Annotated in this window: 15 protein-coding genes and 2 rRNA genes; 11 read left to right on the top strand and 6 right to left on the bottom strand. The window is 41.4% G+C overall.

Annotation, left to right across the window (positions count from 1 at the left end; translation table 11 throughout):
• Positions 1–266: 266 nt before the first annotated feature.
• A complete protein-coding gene (purL, locus tag DC083_RS08100; protein WP_109189726.1) occupies positions 267–4160 on the bottom strand; it encodes a phosphoribosylformylglycinamidine synthase in 3894 nt (1297 codons plus the stop codon).
• Positions 4161–4667: 507 nt separating this feature from the next.
• Between purL and DC083_RS08095 the strand changes: the two genes are divergently transcribed.
• From DC083_RS08095 to rimO, 7 genes are all read left to right on the top strand, one after another.
• Positions 4668–5309 carry a c-type cytochrome gene (locus DC083_RS08095; RefSeq protein ID WP_109189725.1) on the top strand — a complete coding sequence of 214 codons (642 nt, stop codon included), beginning with the start codon at positions 4668–4670 and terminating at the stop codon, positions 5307–5309.
• Between the two features lie 196 nt (positions 5310–5505).
• Positions 5506–6228, top strand: coding sequence for a thiol:disulfide interchange protein DsbA/DsbL (locus DC083_RS08090; protein WP_109189724.1), 723 nt, complete (start codon positions 5506–5508; stop codon positions 6226–6228).
• 242 nt (positions 6229–6470) lie between these two features.
• Entirely contained in the window at positions 6471–7292 is an 822-nt protein-coding gene (gene lgt, locus DC083_RS08085) for a prolipoprotein diacylglyceryl transferase (protein WP_109189723.1), read from the top strand.
• Positions 7289–8083 (top strand): thymidylate synthase, encoded by a 795-nt coding sequence (locus tag DC083_RS08080; RefSeq protein ID WP_109189722.1) that lies wholly within the window; start codon positions 7289–7291, stop codon positions 8081–8083. The genes lgt and DC083_RS08080 overlap by 4 nt, the downstream gene beginning before the upstream one ends.
• A gap of 75 nt (positions 8084–8158) precedes the next feature.
• The gene (gene rnhA, locus DC083_RS08075) at positions 8159–8650 is read left to right on the top strand and encodes a ribonuclease HI (protein WP_109189721.1); all 492 of its coding nucleotides are present in this window, start codon (positions 8159–8161) and stop codon (positions 8648–8650) included.
• A 36-nt stretch (positions 8651–8686) separates the two neighbouring features.
• Complete coding sequence (dnaQ, locus tag DC083_RS08070) at positions 8687–9376, top strand: DNA polymerase III subunit epsilon (RefSeq protein ID WP_109189720.1); 690 nt, start codon at positions 8687–8689, stop codon at positions 9374–9376.
• Between the two features lie 181 nt (positions 9377–9557).
• Positions 9558–10877, top strand: coding sequence for a 30S ribosomal protein S12 methylthiotransferase RimO (gene rimO / locus DC083_RS08065; RefSeq protein ID WP_109189719.1), 1320 nt, complete (start codon positions 9558–9560; stop codon positions 10875–10877).
• 125 nt (positions 10878–11002) lie between these two features.
• Here rimO and DC083_RS08060 read toward each other — a convergent pair whose 3' ends face one another.
• Both DC083_RS08060 and DC083_RS08055 read right to left on the bottom strand, forming a co-directional pair.
• Entirely contained in the window at positions 11003–12553 is a 1551-nt protein-coding gene (locus tag DC083_RS08060) for a phospholipase D family protein (RefSeq protein ID WP_189364637.1), read from the bottom strand.
• Between the two features lie 225 nt (positions 12554–12778).
• Positions 12779–13366, bottom strand: coding sequence for a glutathione S-transferase C-terminal domain-containing protein (locus DC083_RS08055; RefSeq protein WP_109189717.1), 588 nt, complete (start codon positions 13364–13366; stop codon positions 12779–12781).
• A 278-nt stretch (positions 13367–13644) separates the two neighbouring features.
• Between DC083_RS08055 and nfsB the strand changes: the two genes are divergently transcribed.
• The 4 genes from nfsB to DC083_RS08035 all read left to right on the top strand — a co-directional run bounded on the left by nfsB (position 13645) and on the right by DC083_RS08035 (position 17698).
• Positions 13645–14292, top strand: coding sequence for an oxygen-insensitive NAD(P)H nitroreductase (nfsB, locus tag DC083_RS08050; RefSeq protein WP_109189716.1), 648 nt, complete (start codon positions 13645–13647; stop codon positions 14290–14292).
• Positions 14293–14674: 382 nt separating this feature from the next.
• The gene (locus tag DC083_RS08045) at positions 14675–15814 is read left to right on the top strand and encodes an ABC transporter ATP-binding protein (protein WP_109189715.1); all 1140 of its coding nucleotides are present in this window, start codon (positions 14675–14677) and stop codon (positions 15812–15814) included.
• Positions 15815–15844: 30 nt separating this feature from the next.
• Positions 15845–16864 (top strand): ABC transporter permease subunit, encoded by a 1020-nt coding sequence (locus DC083_RS08040; protein WP_109189714.1) that lies wholly within the window; start codon positions 15845–15847, stop codon positions 16862–16864.
• 9 nt (positions 16865–16873) lie between these two features.
• Positions 16874–17698 carry an ABC transporter permease gene (locus DC083_RS08035; RefSeq protein WP_109189713.1) on the top strand — a complete coding sequence of 275 codons (825 nt, stop codon included), beginning with the start codon at positions 16874–16876 and terminating at the stop codon, positions 17696–17698.
• A gap of 188 nt (positions 17699–17886) precedes the next feature.
• Here DC083_RS08035 and DC083_RS08030 read toward each other — a convergent pair whose 3' ends face one another.
• The 3 genes from DC083_RS08030 to DC083_RS08020 form a co-directional block, all read right to left on the bottom strand.
• Positions 17887–18528 (bottom strand): cysteine hydrolase family protein, encoded by a 642-nt coding sequence (locus DC083_RS08030; RefSeq protein ID WP_275667369.1) that lies wholly within the window; start codon positions 18526–18528, stop codon positions 17887–17889.
• A 356-nt stretch (positions 18529–18884) separates the two neighbouring features.
• Positions 18885–18999, bottom strand: a 5S ribosomal RNA gene (gene rrf / locus DC083_RS08025).
• A 169-nt stretch (positions 19000–19168) separates the two neighbouring features.
• Positions 19169–19555 (bottom strand): 23S ribosomal RNA (locus DC083_RS08020); the annotation flags it as partial.

Raw genomic sequence — 19555 nt, 5'->3', positions numbered from 1 at the left:
GACTATTCTCTATTCGGTGTACCATAATTTCTTATCGTAACGCAAGTTAGATGACAATTGAATAATCTTTATCACACTTTTCAAGCTCTCTCTTCTAACCGCCATTAATTACGGACAAATAAAAAGCAAGAAATAAAAAAGCGAGCTAATGCCCGCTTCTCTGATAGTGCGTAACTATCGAAAAATAGTTACGACTTATTATCAGACCTCTTAGATCCATTCAATCCCTAATCTATTAGGTCCTCAGTCCATTGATTCACACCGCATTAACCTAAGGCTTTTCGGGCATTACGGAAGAGACGCATCCAAGGGCCATCTTCCTGCCATTCTGCCGGATGCCAAGAGTTACTCACTGTTCTAAAAACACGTTCTGGATGTGGCATCATAATGGTTGCCCGACCATCTTGGGATGAAACAGCCGTAATACCGGCAGGCGAGCCATTTGGATTGGCCGGATATTGTTCTGTTACTGCACCATAAGCATCCACGTAACGTAAACCGACTAAACCTTGATTGATCAATGCCTCTTGATGTGCTTGATCTCTAAACTCTGCAAATCCCTCGCCATGAGAAACCGCAATGGCTAAACGAGAGCCCTCCATGCCTTTTAAGAATAGAGAAGGACTCTCTAATACTTCCACCATACTAAAACGAGCTTCAAAACGCTCTGAACGGTTACGCGTAAAGCGGGGCCAGAGTTCTGCACCAGGTATGAGATCCTTGAGGTTTGACATCATCTGACAACCATTACAAACGCCAAGTGACAATGTATCTTCCCGCTCGAAGAATGTTGCAAATTCGGCACGAACACGCTCATTGAAGAGGATTGATTTAGCCCAACCTTCCCCTGCACCCAATACATCGCCGTAAGAAAACCCACCACAAGCCACTAATGCCTGGAACTCCTCTAAAGTTCGCACGCCACTCAATAGATCACTCATATGGACATCAATGGCTTCAAATCCTGCACGATCAAAGGCTGCTGCCATCTCTACATGTGAATTAACGCCTTGTTCCCGAAGTACAGCGATGCGAGGTTTGGCTTTACCGATAATATAAGGCGCTGCAATATCGTCATTCTGATCAAAAGTGAGATAAGGATTAATACCAGGATTATCCCAATCTGCTTTAGCTTCATGCTCTTCATCGGCACAGAGAGGATTATCCCGCTCTCTTTGCATCTGCCAAGTGGTTTCTGCCCACCAGAGACGCAGCTGCGCTGTACTATTATGATAAAGCGCCTCACCATTTTGAGTCAGCACAAAATCATTGCCTGTTGTTGCTTCCCCTAACAAATGCGTGACTGAATCTAATCCCGCTTTCGCAAAACGTGCCATCACAGCATCTAGATCTTCAGCACGTACTTGAAGCACCGCCCCTAGCTCTTCAGTAAAGAGGACTTCTAATGGATTCTCACCTAAACCGGCAATATCCACTTCTACGCCACAATGACCGGCAAATGCCATTTCCGCTAATGTTACAAATAAACCACCATCAGAGCGATCGTGATAAGCTAATAGCTTCTGATCACGCACTAACTCTTGCATCACCTCAAAAAATGCCCGAAGCTTATGAGTATCTCGCACATCTGCGGCTGATTGACCTAATTGGCGATAGACTTGTGCTAAAGCGGTTGCCCCTAACGTATTACGCCCCTCCCCTAGATCAACGAGCAATAGCTTATTCTCAATCGCAGGCTGTAATTGCGGTGTGACCGTCCGGCGAACATCTTCCACTCGTGCAAAGGCTGTAATCACCAATGATAACGGAGATGTCACCGAACGCTCAGATCCATTGTCGCTCCAAGCCGTTTTCATCGACATCGAATCCTTACCGACAGGAATGGTTAAACCTAATGCCGGACAGAGCTCCTCACCAACGGCTTTAACCGCTGCATAGAGACCTGCATCTTCACCAGGATGACCGGCAGCCGCCATCCAGTTTGCAGATAATTTAATCCGCTTCAAATCACCAATGTCAGTTCCAGCAATATTCAGCAATGCTTCCCCTACTGCCATACGTGCAGAGGCTGCATGATCTAACAATGCAACGGGTGTTCGTTCACCCATCGACATCGCTTCACCATAATAGCTATCAAGACTTGCAGTGGTAACAGCACAATCAGCCACAGGCACCTGCCAAGGACCCACCATCTGATCTCGCGCCACCATTCCAGTCACAGAACGATCGCCGATCGTGATTAAGAAGGTTTTTTCTGCAACCGCCGGCAAGTGCAATACTCGCTCAACGGCTTCAGATAACGAAATATCCTGCAAATTAAGCGCTTCACCTACAGACTGACGAGAAGCCACCTCTCGTGTCATCTTCGGTGTTTTACCCAACAGGATATCAAGAGGCATATCAATAGGTTGATTCTCAAAATGTTGATCATTTAATACTAATTCATGCGCTTCTGTCGCTTCACCAATAACAGCATAAGGCGCCCGCTCCCGTTGACAGATCGCATCAAATTGCGCCAAATCTTCTGGCGCAACGGCTAATACATAGCGTTCTTGTGATTCATTACACCAGATTTCAAGCGGTGTCATTCCGGGTTCATCGCTAGGTATATCACGAAGCTCAAATCGGCCACCGCGCCCACCATCACTCACTAATTCCGGCATTGCATTTGACAAACCGCCGGCACCGACATCGTGAATAAAGAGAATAGGATTCTCATCCCCCAACTGCCAACAACGATCGATCACCTCTTGGCAACGTCGCTCCATTTCAGGATTATCACGCTGTACCGAAGCAAAATCCAGATCGGCATCCGATTCACCCGATGCCATCGAGGAAGCAGCGCCACCACCGAGTCCGATATTCATCGAAGGCCCACCCAGAACAATTAATTTTGCCCCCACAGGAATCTCACCTTTTTGCACGTGTTCGGCCCGAATATTTCCAAGACCGCCGGCTAACATAATTGGTTTATGGTAACCACGAACCTCTTCGCCATTATAACTATTGACCGATTCTTCATAAGTTCGAAAGTAACCCAAAAGCGCCGGGCGACCAAATTCATTATTATAAGCTGCCCCACCAAGCGGACCTTCCATCATAATGTCGTATGCCGATACGATTCTCTCAGGCTTGCCAAAATCCACTTCCCAAGGTTGAATAAACCCTGGAATCCGAAGATTAGACACTGAAAATCCGGTTAAACCTGCTTTAGGTTTTGCTCCTCGACCCGTTGCGCCTTCATCACGAATCTCCCCGCCGGAACCTGTCGCTGCCCCCGGCCAAGGTGAAATTGCAGTAGGATGATTATGAGTTTCTACTTTCATCAGGATATGATTGGGTTCTTGATGATATTGGTAATGCCCCGATTTCTCAGGGAAGAAACGTCCTACCGTTGAGCCTTCCATCACAGCTGCATTATCTTTATAAGCAGAGAGCACATAATCTGGCGTTTTTTCAAAGGTATTTTTAATCATCTTGAAGAGCGATTTAGGCTCAACTTTACCATCGATAATCCAATCGGCATTAAAGATCTTATGCCGGCAATGCTCAGAGTTTGCTTGTGCAAACATATAGAGCTCAACATCAGTAGGATTACGCTTTAACTGAGTAAAGGCAGCTAAGAGATAATCGATCTCATCAGGCGCTAAAGCTAGTCCTAAACGGATATTTGCTTCTTCCAGTGCAATACGCCCCTCTTCTAAGAGATTAATACGCGTTAAAGGCGCCGGCGTTTGTAGTGTAAAGAGCACCTCTGCCTCCGCCATTTCCCGGAAGACTGTTTCCATCATACGATCATGTAGGTGTGCTGTTAAAGCTGTCATCTGATCAGCTGTTAAGCTACTGCCTTCGGCAACAGTAATATAGTAGGCAATCCCTCGCTCAATGCGCTTCACTTTATCAAGTCCACAATTATGCGCGATATCTGTGGCTTTAGATGACCAAGGGGATAGCGTGCCAGGACGAGGCGTAACAATAAAGAGCATACCTTGTGGGGCATGCTCTTTAAGGGTAGGACCATAATGAAGAAGTTGCGTTAACCGTGTCATCTCATCAGTTGTTAAGGGTTCTGATAGATCTGCAAAGTGAAGATACTCTGCATAGATTCCGGTAATAGGGAGATTCTGTTCGGTAAATAAATTGATAAATTTCGTAACACGAAACGGAGATAACACAGGTGAGCCACGCAAAATTTCCATAGTTTTTTAGTTCTCTCTCTTATTAACAATCGAGCTTAATGCTCAGGGATAAGGAGAATCATTATAGAGGAATCAAACTCTTGACGGAACTACCGAAACGATGTTTTTTATTAAGGCACTGTCCTATTTTCTAACTCTATTAGGTAGTGTAAATAATTTTTTGCCCAATGATAATTTCCAAAATAAATCATCATCAAAATGATTAAAAAAACCCTATAACTGCATTAAACAAGTGTTTCATACTACTTTAATCAAAGTATCATCTTATGCCTTTATATTCCCTATTCTTCCCCCTTGTATGAGAAAATTCTTGATATAAACAAACTTCTTTTAACCTTCTACTACATATTTTTTTTAAAATAGAATAGAATAGTGCAATATTTAAGAATTATTTTGCTCAACTTAGCTGATCAAATCCCGTAACTTAGCGATTTAAGCGTTAAAATTACAAGGTTTAATGAGTCCGCTATATGAAAAGAACAACCCAAATTTAGGAGAGAAACGGCTGTGCGTTTTAATTATAAAGCTCTAATTGGAATGAGTGTCACGTTGATGTTAACTCAAGTGAACGCCAACGAAATTACACCAAATTATGATGCAGGAAAAAAGATCGCGGAAACTTGCGTCTCTTGTCACGGTAAAGATGGCGTAAGCGCAAATGATCTATATCCTAAGCTTGCAGGACAACATCAAAAATATATTCGTACTCAACTCTATGAGATGAAACGTTCTTATAGTGATCCTGATAATGGCCTTCGTTTTGATAAAGATATGAGCGTCGAAGCGAATAAATTAACCGATCAAGATATCGCAGACGTTGCGCTCTATCTCTCTAAACAAAAACGTAGCTACGGTACAGCGGATGAAACACTCGCAATTCGCGGTGAGCAGATCTATCGCGGTGGTGATCTCGCTCGTGGTATTCCCGCATGTTCTGCCTGCCACAGCCCAACAGGCCAAGGTAACGCTGCTGCAAATTATCCAGCACTTGCAGGTCAACATGCATTCTATACAGAAAAACAATTAAATCGTTTTAAAACAGAAGAGCGCAAAAATGATCCCGCGCGTATTATGCGCGATATCGCTCAACGCATGAGTGAAGCTGAGATCAAAGAGGTTTCTTCTTATATTCAAGGTTTACAACCTTAAACTGAATGTTTAAGATTTTGATTCATTATGAATCTTAAAAAAAGTGGGCTTTTGCTCACTTTTTTCTTTTTGATTCACATTAAAAATAGAGGTCTATCATTCATTCCTTAATAGATGAAAGAGTTATGGTAAAATTCAAATCTCATAAAGATCTCTAGCAAAGATATAATCCCGCAAATTAAGAAGGAGTTATGTGATGTTTAAAAAATTATTAATGACAGGTACTTTACTCGTAGGCTCATTACTCGGTGCAGCTAATGCCCAAACTTATGAGACCATTACCCCCCCAGTTGCGTCTATCTATGATCCTAATAAGATCGAAGTCGTTGAAATCTTCTCTTATGCTTGCCCTGCTTGTTATATGTTTGAAGGTTATTTTGAACCTTGGCGTGAAGCGCAAAAAAATGTTGATGATGTCGAAGTCATTACACTCGCATCTCCAGGACAAGCCCTTTGGTCACTCTATGCCCAAGCATTTTATACGTTAGAAGCGATGAATGAATTAGATAAAGGGCACGAAGCATTCTTTAAAGCTATTCATGAAGATAAAAAACGTTTTATCAATGAAAATCAAATTGCAGACTTTATGGCAACCCAAGGCATCGATAAAGAGAAATTCTTAAAAGCATGGAATAGTTTCTCAACAAAAAGCTCCTTTAATCGTGCAGCGGATCTTATCGGAAATCAGTATCGCGTGAACTTCACACCTGCAGTTGTTGTCGATGGTCGCTATCTTTTAAGTGCTAATAGTGCTAATAACCGTCCTGGCAATCAAAATGCTTATGAAAAATTCATTCTCACCATCAATGATGTAGTAGAAAAAGTGCGACAAGAACGTAAAGCACAACAAACAGAAGCGAAAGCTGAAGAACCTCAAGCCATTGAGACCGTCACTGAAACTTCTGTAGTTGCCGAATAATAAACCGACAAACTTTGTCTCTAGGGGGTTTTACAACAAATATAGATGAAGCAAAGATCCCCTATTTGAATTGAGACTATCAATAGTGAATACTTCATTTCTAAGTTAGGCTTTAGAGGCAAAATCCGCTACAATCTACAAGGGCTAATTTAGCCCTTTTTTATATGAGTTTAATTATTAAATGGCTTAACACTACAAGCCTATTATTGTTACCACCCTATTCTTGTTTGTAAGAGGATTGAATGTCATCACTCTACTTTGCCCCTCAAATTGATCCTATTATCTTCTCCATTGGGCCTGTTGCGCTTCGATGGTATGCTTTGATGTATATCGTTGCGCTTGGACTAGCGGTATTACTGGGCTCCTATCGTGCTAAAAAGCCCAATTCTGGATGGACGGTTGCACAAGTCAGTGATATGGCTTTTTATCTCTTCTTAGGCGCTATCTTAGGCGGTAGAATTGGCTATACTCTCTTCTATGATTTCCCTCATTTTATAGAAAATCCAGCTTCGATTATTGGCTGGACGGGATCTAGTATTGAATGGGCTGGCATGAGTTTTCATGGGGGTCTAATCGGTGTTTTAATTGCTAGCTTCTTAGTGGCCAAACGCTATAAAAAAGGATTCTGGGAATTTACTGACTTTATTGCACCACTGATTCCGCTAGGGCTCTTCTTCGGTCGCCTTGGTAACTTTATTAATGGCGAGCTCTGGGGTAGATTCACCGATCAAACCTGGGGTTTTTACTTCCAAAATGCGCCCTCAACAGTAGATTATATTTATCGTCATCCTTCGCAGCTCTATGAAGCGTTCACCGAAGGGTTACTGCTCTTTATTATTCTTTGGGTTTATACCGCCAAACCGCGTCCACGCGCAGCCGCTTCAGGCCTATTCCTCCTTGGTTATGGGGCATTTCGTTTCTTTGTAGAATTCTTCAGAGAACCTGATGCGCACCTAGGCTATATTGCCGGCGGTTGGTTAACTCAAGGAATGTTACTCTGTATCCCAATGATCGTCATTGGTCTTATCATTCTCGTTATCGCCTATCGCAAGGATAAAGCATGAAACAGTATCTTGATCTAATGCAAAAAGTACGCACGGAAGGGGCTTTTAAAGAAGATAGAACGGGTACCGGTACCTATTCTATCTTCGGTCATCAGATGCGTTTTGATCTCTCACAAGGTTTTCCATTAGTCACCACCAAGAAGCTTCACATTCGTTCAATCATTTATGAATTGTTGTGGTTCTTGAAAGGTGATACTAACATCGCTTACTTGCAAGAGAATGGGGTTCGCATTTGGAATGAATGGGCAGATGAAAATGGTAATCTAGGCCCTGTTTATGGAGCTCAGTGGCGCTCCTGGCCAAAAGCCGATGGTACCGTTGTTGATCAGATTTCTGAGCTCATTGAGCAGATTAAATCGAATCCTGATTCTCGTAGGCTCATCGTTAGCGCCTGGAATGTAGGAGAGCTTGATAAAATGGCGCTTCCTCCTTGCCATCTACTTTTCCAATTTTATGTCAGTAACGGTAAATTATCCTGCCAACTCTATCAACGATCAGCCGATATATTCTTAGGTGTTCCCTTTAATATCGCTAGTTATTCGCTATTAACACACATGATTGCCTATGTTTGCGGGCTTGAAGTGGGTGATTTTATCTGGACAGGTGGCGATTGCCATCTTTATGCGAATCATATCGAACAGGCTGACCTACAACTTTCAAGAGAGCCCATGGCACTTCCAACACTGAAAATTCACAATGATCCACAATCGATCTTTGATTTCCAATTTGAAGATTTTGAAATTTGTGATTATCAGTCTCATCCCGGTATTAAAGCTGTTGTTGCGGTATAAGCTCCACCTTAACCGCTTATTTCGCTCAATACACTCGACTTCAGCATCTACAAGAAACAAGAAATAAGAATTTCTATGACGACTCATCAACAAACCTCTCAGAATTCATCCAAGCCTTCTCCGGAGGAGCTTGTATATGCTTATACAGATGGCGCTTGCCGAGGAAACCCTGGCCCTGGCGGTTGGGGCGTATTATTGATCTATAAAGGTCATGAAAAGACTCTCTCGGGATTTGAAGCTGAAACAACTAATAACCGTATGGAATTAACGGCGGCCATTAAAGCTCTGCAAGCGCTTACTCGCCCTTGTCATATTGTGCTGACTACAGATTCTCGGTATGTCCAGCAAGGTGTATTAAACTGGATTGATGGTTGGATCCGCCGGGATTGGAAAACTGCCAATAATAAACCGGTACTCAATCAAGATTTATGGCGCTTACTACTGAAAGAGCGGGAACGCCATCTTTCGATTGATTGGTGTTGGGTAAAAGGACATGCTGGACATCGGGAAAATGAGATAGTGGATCAGCTCGCTACCGGGGCGATTACCGAGCATTTAGGACAATAATCAGGAATCTTCTCTCATACTTCTTTAGGACAAATCATGAGTAGACAAATTGTATTAGATACCGAGACAACCGGTTTTGATTTTAATAAAGGCGATCGTATTGTTGAGATCGGCTGTATTGAGATGATTGACCGCAAAATTACAGATAATGATTTTCATGTCTATATTAACCCTGAGCGATCAATGCCGATTGAAGCTTTTAATGTTCATGGGTTAGGCGATGAGTTTTTAGCAGATAAGCCTCTTTTTGCGGAAATTGGTCAAAGTTTTCTAGATTATGTCGATGGTGCAGAGCTCATCATTCATAATGCCGGCTTTGATATTCCCTTTCTGAACTTTGAACTTCAAAGAATGGGATTACCGAAAGTCACAGAACGTTCCGAGGTGATTGATACCCTCAAACTTGCGCGAGAACTCTATCCTTCACAAAGAAATACACTCGATGCACTCTGCCGGCGTTTAGGGGTTGATAACTCCGGTCGAGAGCTTCATGGTGCGCTATTAGACTCTGAATTACTCGCACAAGTTTACCTACTGATGACCGGTGGACAAGAATCTCTCTTTGATGATTTTGCCCCTCCTATAATTTCTGAAGAGATAGAAGAAGCAACGGAACAGACCTCGATACAGACCGCAGCAAAAACCACTCAACGTAAGATTCTCTACGCATCTGACAGCGAAATTGCGGCGCACGAGGCTTTTATCGCGAAGATTACGCCCAAATAATTCCCTGATCGGTAGTGATGTGGATCAACCGGATCGCTTATTTTATCCTGAAGCATTAAAGCGGTAATCTGTAGAACTATTTTTATAATTTTAAAGGCTATTGTAAAATAGCCTCTCTATTTATGGCTGATGATGATTTCTCCTCATCTCAGTTATTTTCACTCTATTGAAGGTTAAATTTGTGACAGCAAAAATTGGATTTGTATCATTAGGTTGCCCTAAAGCGCTCGTTGACTCGGAATATATTTTGACGCAACTTCGCACAGAAGGGTATGAAATTGTTCCGCAATATGATGAAGCGGATCTCGTTGTCGTCAATACTTGCGGCTTTATTGATTCTGCGGTACAAGAGAGTTTAGATGCCATTGGGGAAGCACTCGACGAGAATGGGAAAGTCATTGTAACCGGTTGCTTAGGCGCTAATGCCGATAAGATTCTTGATCAATATCCTAATGTTTTAAGTGTGACAGGTCCGCATGCTTTCCAAGAAGTGATGGCAGCTGTACATCAGCATCTTCCTCGACCACATGACCCATTCCTTGACCTTGTTCCACAAACAGGAATTAAGCTCACGCCTCGGCATTATGCGTACCTTAAAATCTCTGAAGGCTGTAACCACCACTGTACTTTCTGTATTATTCCTTCAATGCGAGGAAAACATCAGTCTTATCCTGTGGGCGATGTGCTTTCACAAGCTAAAAAATTAGCTGCAGCCGGCGTTAAAGAGCTGCTCGTTGTAGCACAAGATACAAGTGCTTATGGCGTTGATGTGAAATATCAAACAGGATTCTGGGATGGCAAGCCGGTTCGTAGTCATATTCAAAATCTGTGTGAAGAATTAGGCAAACTCGGTATTTGGGTACGTTTACACTATATCTATCCTTATCCTCATGTAGATCATCTCATTCCACTGATGGCAGAGGGGAAAATCCTCCCTTATCTTGATGTACCGATGCAACATGCCTCGCCACGCATTCTGAAAGCAATGAAACGCCCGGCGAATAGCGAGAATATGTTAAAGCGGATTCAAAAATGGCGGGAGATCTGTCCTGACATCACGATTCGTTCAACCTTTATTGTCGGCTTCCCGGGTGAGACAGAAGAAGAATTTCAAGAATTACTCGACTTTATCAAAGAAGCGCGCTTAGATCGCGTGGGTGCTTTTATCTATTCACCCGTCGAAGGCGCTGTTGCCAATGATCTTGCTGAAGCGATTCCATTAGAGATCCAAGAAGAACGATTAAATCGTTTCATGACACTGCAAGCAGAGATCTCTGCTGAAAAATTACAAGCCAAAGTGGGGCAAACATTAGAGGTACTGATCGATGATTTCGATTATGAAGAAGGTGTTGCCATTGGTCGAACTAAAGCCGATGCCCCTGAAATTGATGGCCTTGTCTATATTGATGATGCAACACCTGAAATGATTGGGCAGATCATCTCCGTTGAAATTGATGATGCAGATACCTATGATCTCTACGGCGTTGTTGTCAATGCTTAAATAAGCACCGAATAAAAGGGTGAAAGTTTAAAAACTTATCACATAGAAAAAGCCACTTGAATTGTGAACTACAGCTCAAGTGGCTTTTATCCTTCTAGTTATTAGGACTTATGGTCAATGCCTCATTAAAGAAGCCATTCAATAGGCAACCATGTTAAGAACTTCACAAAGCCGCGTTGCCAAATATTAGTATTCGGTTCCACATCGTATGTCTTTACTAATTCGCCATTCTCAAAAACTTGCCAACGTAACTTACCTTCTTCACTGATGACTTTATAAGAGCGATCTAAGAGATTACGTTTAATAATACTCTCTACATCTTGCGTTAATTGATCATTTAAGATCACAACTCCCATTTCAGTATTAATCTTTGCAGAACGTGGATCTAAATTCAGTGAACCGATGAAAAGACGTTCGCTATCTACTACAAAGGTTTTTGCATGCAAGCTTGATGCCGAGCTTCCCACAAGTCCGCGATCCGAAGGTTCTGGTACATTATCGGCATAAGATTTTTTGAGCTCATAGATATCAACGCCCGCTTCAACTAAACCTTGACGATAATTAGTATATCCTGCATGAACAAAAGGCACATCTGTCGCTTCATAAGCATTTGTCAATACCGAGACAGTGATACCATCTGCCACTAATCCCTCTAAAAACTCAGCACCTGCACCGGTAGGTACAAAATAAGGGGATACAAAAAAGATCTCTTTCTCTGCTTTCCCTAAGGCTTTCACTAGTGGCTTATAAAAATCGTCCTCACTCCAGACCCCCAATGCTTTACTCGGCGGATCTGAGATTAAAATAGCCTCAGACCATTGCCAATCAACATTATTATTCATGATTTTTTCAAGTAACTTTGAACCTCGTAATGCTTGCTGATATGTCTCTACATCGGCTCGATATTTGACACGACGAAGCTTATCTAACGCTGCAGTATAATCAGTACCATATTCTTTGGTGATAATTTGCCCCGCTGGATAAGCTAATACACTATTCCAATAATGGTCAAAATCTTGTGATAACCTTGGCACTATTTGTCCTATAGCAATCACATCTAAGTCAGAAAAGACCATGCCATCGCCGGCTGCAAAGTACTCATCTCCGATATTCCGCCCACCAGTAATGGCCGCCTTGCCATCAACAATCAATGACTTATTATGCATTCGGTGATTCAATCTTTTCAGATCAATGAGATAACCTAGAAAACGTAATTTACGATTAGTAAAAGGATTAAATAACCGCACTTCAATATTAGGATGACTATCTAGCACCGAAATGAGATCATCCATTCCTTGCGTATTATTATCATCTAGTAATAATCGTACCCGCACACCACGCTCTGCAGCACCTAAAATATCGTAAAAGAGCATAATTCCAGAAGTATCAGGTCGCCAAATATAGTATTGAATATCAATAGACTCTTCGGCAATATTTAAAAGAGCAGAACGTGCTACAAAAGCATCAAGTGGATCACTTAGAGGGACAATGCCTGTAAGACTACGATCTTCTGGCAGATCTTTTTCAATGGCTTTAGCTAATCTCGTATTTTCATTGGGGGGGGAAAAAGCATGGCTTTCTACTTGCTGTAACTTTGGCAATGGTTTTACTGCACAAGCTGTGACAACCACCAATACAAGTAATATCAACCCTCCCATTATAAAAAACATTTTCATATTGCGCCCCATCGCGAATTTTGATCTTCTGATAATTTTATTCCTAGTACGAAGTATAATTAAGGTTTCAAACCTTATAAAATAGTGACCAATAACGATTAATGATATCGAGAAAAGGATTAATAAAAAAGAGACTTTAAGTCTCTTTACAATCAGATACTATAATCTATCTTAATAGCCCTTTATCATCACACATAAGAGTATCTCCCATACAATTGAGAAAATTTAAACTGATTCAATCATTGACTTTACTCTTCGGCGATAGGCTTTAAAATCATGGTCCGCATCTAAGCCCACTTTAGTCGTCACTGCCCACTGTAAAGTCGTATAGAGATAGATATCGGCACAGGTGAATGTCTCTCCCATTAAAAATGATTGATTCTCTAACAGAGGCAATAACGAATGGTAACTCTTTAAAATATTACTCTGCCCCGCTTCAAACCAATCATCACTCACAACTTGACCAAATACTCGACGAAAAATAGGCTGATAGGATTGATGAATTTCTGTAGCAATAAAATTAAGCCAGCTTAACTGAGCCACTAAGGCTTCACCCTCAAAAGGAAAGAGTGTTTGATTCGGCACTAATTGACAGAGATAAGCAGCAATCGCCGGCACCTCACTAATGGTTTTACCATTATCTAATTGCAATACCGGCACATAGCTTTTCCCCGTTTCTTCAGCGAAGAGAACGCCATTTTCGGTCTTCCCTGTCGCAAGATCTACAGCGATTAAATCAAGTGTAATATTCAGCATCTTAGCAATCGTTTGCGGAACTTCTGAGCAGGAACCTTTAGAATAGTAGAGTTTCATTTATATCTCCTTTTATCTTTAGCTTTTATCTTCAACTTTTACGTTAAGCTTTCACCGTATCTTCAGCATCTTGAATAGGATTAATCTTCAGTGGCAATAAGATCAATAAGATCGCTACATCACTCATAAAATCTATCATAAAATCAAAATGAAACGTCAACTTTCTCTGATATAGATCAGGAAAACTGATACCATATAACTCGGTCTAGATTGTTGTTTAAAATTTAATAAACAACAACACAAACTTTAGTAAATCGTAGTAAAAGGAGTGATCAACGATGACATCTATCAGTGATATTGCAGCAAAACGTTACACTTGCAAAGAGTATGATCCTAACAAAAAGATCCCACAAGCAGACCTTGAGCAGCTCTATAAAGTCCTCCAAAATAGCCCTTCATCAGTAAATTCTCAACCTTGGCACTTTGTCATTGTAGAATCAGATGAAGCAAAAGCTAAAATTCTCCCCGCAATCTTCGAGTTTAATCAACCTCGTATTACCAAGGCCTCTCATGTGGTGCTTTTCCTTGCCCGCAATGAGTTTTCAGATGCCTACCTCAAAGAGATTGTAGACCAAGAAGATAAAGATCAACGCTTCCCTGAAGAAGAGATGAAAGCGGCAAATGATCAAGGTCGTCGTTACTTCGTAGACCTTAATAGTCAAACAGAAGCGCAATTACACGATTGGCAAAATCGTCAAGTCTATATTGCACTTGGTAATCTGCTATTAGCAGCGGCAGCCCTTAATATCGATTCAACACCGATTGAAGGATTTGATGCACAAAAATTAGATGAAATCCTCAATCTTAAAGAGAAAGGTTTTAGAAGTCTTGTAGTTGCTTCATTAGGTTATCGTTCAGAAGAGGACTTCAATGCGAAACTACCCAAATCACGTCTCCCCTTCGATGAGCTTTTTACTATTCTCTAATACTCTCTAATGCCTCGTATACTTAAAATATGCTAACGGTAGATGCTCTATATTGATTAATAAGCCTAGAGAATCTACCTAGAGAGCCAGGAAAAATAAGAAGATCAATAAAATCATATCGCCTTTTCTAAAGTGAGCAATACCTGAGAAAAGGCTTTTTTACTGTTAATCCAAATGATAATAGATTAGGTTGCAAAAGTCGTTCGGTTTCAATCGTGATTATTTCTTCAAATAAGGCTTGAACCCTTGGGGTAAACACTCTAAAATTCAGCCCTTGCACACTATATTGCACTATCTCAATAAGAGGCCTTTTTGCCCCTTCCTATTCACCCTTATTAAAGGTATGTTCAGAACGCCTTTAATAAAAATGTGGAGGCGTTCAATGCAACAGAGCCGTTTACACAAAAATGAACCTTGGCGTGATCCTAATTCCGTCCCTCATGTTGAAATTATTGATATTGTTAAGCGTTATGATGAACATCTCGCGGTAGATAATATTTCACTCGATATCTATAAAGGTGAATTTTTCTCTCTCTTAGGTCCCTCAGGCTGTGGTAAAACCACGCTATTAAGGATGCTTGCCGGTTTTGAAACACCGACATCTGGCAAGATTCTTCTAGAAGGGGAAGATATGTCAAAAATTCCTCCTTATGAACGTCCTGTCAATATGATGTTCCAAAGCTATGCGCTCTTCCCTCATATGACGGTAGAAGATAATATTGCCTTTGGTCTTAAACAGGATAAGGTCAAAAAACCGGAGATTCGTAAACGTGTGCAGCAGATGCTCGAGTTAGTCCAGTTAGAGCGCTTTGCTAAACGTAAACCGCATCAACTATCAGGGGGACAACGTCAACGGGTTGCCCTTGCTCGAAGTATCGCTAAAAAACCTAAACTACTGCTACTCGATGAACCATTAGGGGCGCTTGATAAGCGCTTACGAGAGCAGACCCAGTTTGAACTGATGACCATTCAAGAAGAACTCGGCATGACCTTTATTATCGTTACACACGATCAGGAAGAAGCGATGACCGTTTCAAGCCGTATTGCTGTGATGGATTCAGGTAGCTTAGCGCAGGTTGCAACGCCGGCAGAGATTTATGAATTCCCGAACTCCCGTTATGTCGCCGAATTTATCGGAGATGTGAATATCTTCGAAGGCGTTATTTCTGAGATTGCTTCTAATCGAACAACGGTAGAGAGTTATGAATCTCTAACGCCGCTTGTCTGTGCTCAAGGCGTGGGAGCTACAGTCGGTTCACAAGCTTGGGTCGCTGTTCGCCCTGAAAAACTGGATATCTCTTTAACCCCACCAGAAAATCCTACAATTAACTGCGTAGAAGGAGAGGTTTGGGATATTGGTTATATGGGCAATGTCTCTATCTATCATGTCAAACTGGATAATGAGAAGATGATTACCGTCTCACAGATGAATGATACGAGGATTATCGAACAACGAATTACCCACGAAGATCGTGTTTATGTGAGTTTTACTGAAGATTCAGGAATTGTACTCATCTCTTAGCGTTTATCGTTTATATCTGGAGGTTTGACAATGCCCCACCGTCAACAAGAAATCGGCACATTTACGGGTAAAATGGCAGAGATTGTCTCACGCATTAGCTTTACCCACCGTAGATTGCTCCGATTTGCACCTTATCGTTTTATTGTAAGCCTTGGTAACAGCCATCGCTTTATCATCGGCGTACCTTATATTTGGCTAACGCTCTTTTTCCTTATTCCTTTTCTGATCATTCTGCGCATAAGTTTTACTGAAGCAGAAATTGCCTCACCTCCATTCTCTAATCTTTTAGAATGGGTCGATGATGGGCTATTACAGATCACTGTCAACTTTCAAAATTATATGGAGATTTGGAGTGATGGGATCTATATCCATGCCTATCTCAATAGTATTAAGATCGCGTTCTTTTCGACATTATTAACCCTCATTATTGGTTACCCTATCGCACTAGCGATGTCGAGAGCATCTAAAAAATGGCAACTTTTTCTCGTCATGCTTGTGATACTCCCTTTTTGGACCTCTTTCTTAATCCGTATCTATGCATGGGTGACAATTCTCTCCCCTACCGGCGTGCTCAATAACTTTATTAACTGGGTTGGAATGGGCGTTGGCTTGATTGATCCTGATTCACCGGTAACGCTACATATTCTACATACAGATTTTGCCGTCTATATCGGAATTGTTTATGGATATCTACCCTTTATGATCTTGCCACTTTTTGCAACATTAATGAAGATTGATGATACGTTGATTGAAGCAGCATTAGACTTAGGCTGTCGACCCCTTAAAACATTCTGGACAGTGACCTTTAGGCTTTCACTCCCCGGTGTTTTAGCCGGTTGTTTCTTGGTCTTCATCCCGGCCACAGGGGAATTTGTTATCCCCGATCTGTTAGGTGGCTCTAATGTGACAATGATCGGGAAAGTTCTTTATGATACTTACTTACAAGGCATGAACTTACCGCTTGTATCTGCAATTTCCGTTATTCTCCTTTTAATTGTGATTATTCCAATCTATATCTTTAATCGCATTCAAGAAAGACAGTTCAACTAGGAGACAATAATGAAAAAGAAAATGACAGCGCTCAACTGGATGGCACTCATTGTTGGACTATTTTTTCTCTATATTCCAATTATCTTGGTCATTATCTATAGCTTCAATGAATCGAAATTAGTGACCGTTTGGAGTGGTTTCTCGACAAAGTGGTATGGTGATCTTTTTGAACAAGAGGGAATCTGGTCTGCGGCTAAAACAAGTCTATTATTGGCGATCGGCACCTCTACCTTTGCCGTGATTCTTGGCACGATGGCTGCATTCTCATTAGTGAAATTCCGCCGTTTTAAAGGCCGAACACTCTTCTCCGGCATCACCTATGCACCGATGGTCATGCCTGAAATTATTATGGGAAGCTCATTAGGTTTAACCTTTGTCGCTTTAAAATTTAGTACCGGATTTTGGACGATGATGATTGCTCATATCACCTTTACAATGTGCTATGTAGTCGTTGTGGTACAATCTCGCCTCACAGGTTTTGATCGACATATCGAAGAAGCGGCAATGGATTTAGGTGCGGATGGCATTCGTACGTTCTTCTATATTACACTACCGATGATTCTGCCGGCGATTATCTCCGGCTGGCTACTCTCATTCACATTATCATTAGATGATTTAGTCATTGCCACCTTTACAACCGGCCCTGGAGGCACAACACTTCCAATATGGATCTACTCTAAAGCCCGTTTAGGAGTAAGCCCTAATATTAATGCCCTATCAACCATTATGATCGGCATCGTAGCAACGGCTGTATTCTTAGTAACATTACTAAATCTCTATCTTACTAAACGGCGAGAGCAAGATGAAAAAAATGCAATTCGTGAAGGCATCTAAGCTTCAATAAAATTTAATAAGATTTAGTAAGAGTACACAACTGCGACACTTATAACATCATTAAAATCTCACAAACAGCAATCATCTCTTATCGTTGATTGCTGTTTTTTTATACGAGTTATCAAGTTTTCATTTCCATTACAAATTGTCGCAAATCTCCCCCTTTTTACTAAGATATTGATCAATTCTCAAGACCACGTTTCTTTAAGATCGGTTAATTGTATGATTTTTGCTAATCCCGTTAATGCTTGCATACTCTCTTCATGTTGCTTAGATGTCCCTGCAGCACACAAATCCTCAATGACATTGACTGTAAATCCTAAATCATGGGCTAAACGAGCGCTACTTTGAATAGCAAGTAAAGAGCTCACTCCAGCGAAATAGAGAGTGTTGACCCCTTCTTCTTTTAAATAATCGGCCAAATTATTACCAGCGAAAGCACTTACCCCTTTTTTAATCCAGAAAGAATCACTATCTGTGAGTGCTAATCCCTCAACCCAATCACAACCCGGCCCGCTTAGCTTAAAAGCTCCGATCTCTTTAGCGTGATGAAACATTGGTGAACCCGCCGGAATATCATGATAATCATCGGCAAACCCTACTTTAACAGCAATCACTGGAATATCCTTTTGATGAGCTAATTCGAGGACTTGATTGGTTTTAGCAATAATGTCTCTCTTGATAATTTCTGAATAACTACTATTCGATAATCCATCTTCACTCGCTATATCATTAATCAGATCTATAATAATAAGTGCTTGATTAATGACTATTTTATTAATAGCTACTTTATTAATACCGCTATTTTCTTTAGACATTGTCATAATCATACATAACTTCTCCTCTCACAAAACTTCAACTTTCGATTGATATCGCTGAAATTACTATAGGTATATCATAAGTCTTCTAGGCGATTTAAAGCTAATAAGTATTGTAAATTGGGTTTAAGCAAAATATTTTTTATGTAGCTAATGTGGAACTCTAAAAGAACATTCAATCGCACTAAGCAACACTTGCAAGATACCAGATAGAATAGCTTTCTCGCCTCGATCAGCTGATATTGAAATAACATTAGTTTTCGGTCAATTGGGCTATAAAACAAGCTTTCTTAAATAAAAAGCTTTTACATTTTTTTCACCCAAAAGAAAAACCCCTAGTTCATTGAACTAGGGGTCTCTTAATTAAGCCCTGGAAATGACCTACTCTCACATGGGAACTCCCACACTACCATCGGCGCTGCTACGTTTCACTTCTGAGTTCGGGACGGGATCAGGTGGTTCCATAGCGCTATTGTTTCCAGGAAAACTGGTTTGTGTTTGAAGTGCCAATGCATCTCTGCATTCTATATCACACTCCACTCACGAATAAATTTGATTAGTTGGTTAGTAACAGCAAGTTCTCTGTATTCTCTATTGTAACTTTGGAAACGCTCATGTCTCATTGTAAGACAAATTGTCTAAGACCTATTATATGGTCAAGCCTCACGGTCAATTAGTATTGGTAAGCTCAATGCATTACTGCACTTACACACCCAACCTATCAACGTCGTAGTCTTCGACGGACCTTCAGAGGGGTTAAACCCCTAGGGAAATCTTATCTTGAGGAAGGCTTCCCGCTTAGATGCTTTCAGCGGTTATCCCGTCCGTATGTAGCTACCCGGCTATGCCATTGGCATGACAACCGGAACACCAGAGATACGTCCACTTCGGTCCTCTCGTACTAGAAGCAGCTCCTCTCAAATTTCCAACGCCCACGGCAGATAGGGACCGAACTGTCTCACGACGTTCTGAACCCAACTCGCGTACCACTTTAAATGGCGAACAGCCATACCCTTGGGACCGACTACAGCCCCAGGAT

This window comes from Ignatzschineria ureiclastica (genome assembly GCF_003121845.1).
GTDB lineage: Bacteria > Pseudomonadota > Gammaproteobacteria > Cardiobacteriales > Wohlfahrtiimonadaceae > Ignatzschineria > Ignatzschineria ureiclastica.
The sequence above is the reverse complement of the archived record's forward strand: the minus strand, read 5'-3'. Positions and strand labels throughout refer to the sequence as shown.

Coding starts and splice junctions, on each gene's coding strand:
- purL (WP_109189726.1), bottom strand. CDS start 4,160: ATGGAAATTTTGCGTGGCTCACCTGTGTTATCTCCGTTTCGTGTTACG.
- DC083_RS08090 (WP_109189724.1), top strand. CDS start 5,506: ATGTTTAAAAAATTATTAATGACAGGTACTTTACTCGTAGGCTCATTA.
- lgt (WP_109189723.1), top strand. CDS start 6,471: ATGTCATCACTCTACTTTGCCCCTCAAATTGATCCTATTATCTTCTCC.
- DC083_RS08080 (WP_109189722.1), top strand. CDS start 7,289: ATGAAACAGTATCTTGATCTAATGCAAAAAGTACGCACGGAAGGGGCT.
- rnhA (WP_109189721.1), top strand. CDS start 8,159: ATGACGACTCATCAACAAACCTCTCAGAATTCATCCAAGCCTTCTCCG.
- dnaQ (WP_109189720.1), top strand. CDS start 8,687: ATGAGTAGACAAATTGTATTAGATACCGAGACAACCGGTTTTGATTTT.
- DC083_RS08060 (WP_189364637.1), bottom strand. CDS start 12,553: ATGAAAATGTTTTTTATAATGGGAGGGTTGATATTACTTGTATTGGTG.
- DC083_RS08055 (WP_109189717.1), bottom strand. CDS start 13,366: ATGAAACTCTACTATTCTAAAGGTTCCTGCTCAGAAGTTCCGCAAACG.
- nfsB (WP_109189716.1), top strand. CDS start 13,645: ATGACATCTATCAGTGATATTGCAGCAAAACGTTACACTTGCAAAGAG.
- DC083_RS08045 (WP_109189715.1), top strand. CDS start 14,675: ATGCAACAGAGCCGTTTACACAAAAATGAACCTTGGCGTGATCCTAAT.
- DC083_RS08040 (WP_109189714.1), top strand. CDS start 15,845: ATGCCCCACCGTCAACAAGAAATCGGCACATTTACGGGTAAAATGGCA.
- DC083_RS08035 (WP_109189713.1), top strand. CDS start 16,874: ATGAAAAAGAAAATGACAGCGCTCAACTGGATGGCACTCATTGTTGGA.
- DC083_RS08030 (WP_275667369.1), bottom strand. CDS start 18,528: ATGATTATGACAATGTCTAAAGAAAATAGCGGTATTAATAAAGTAGCT.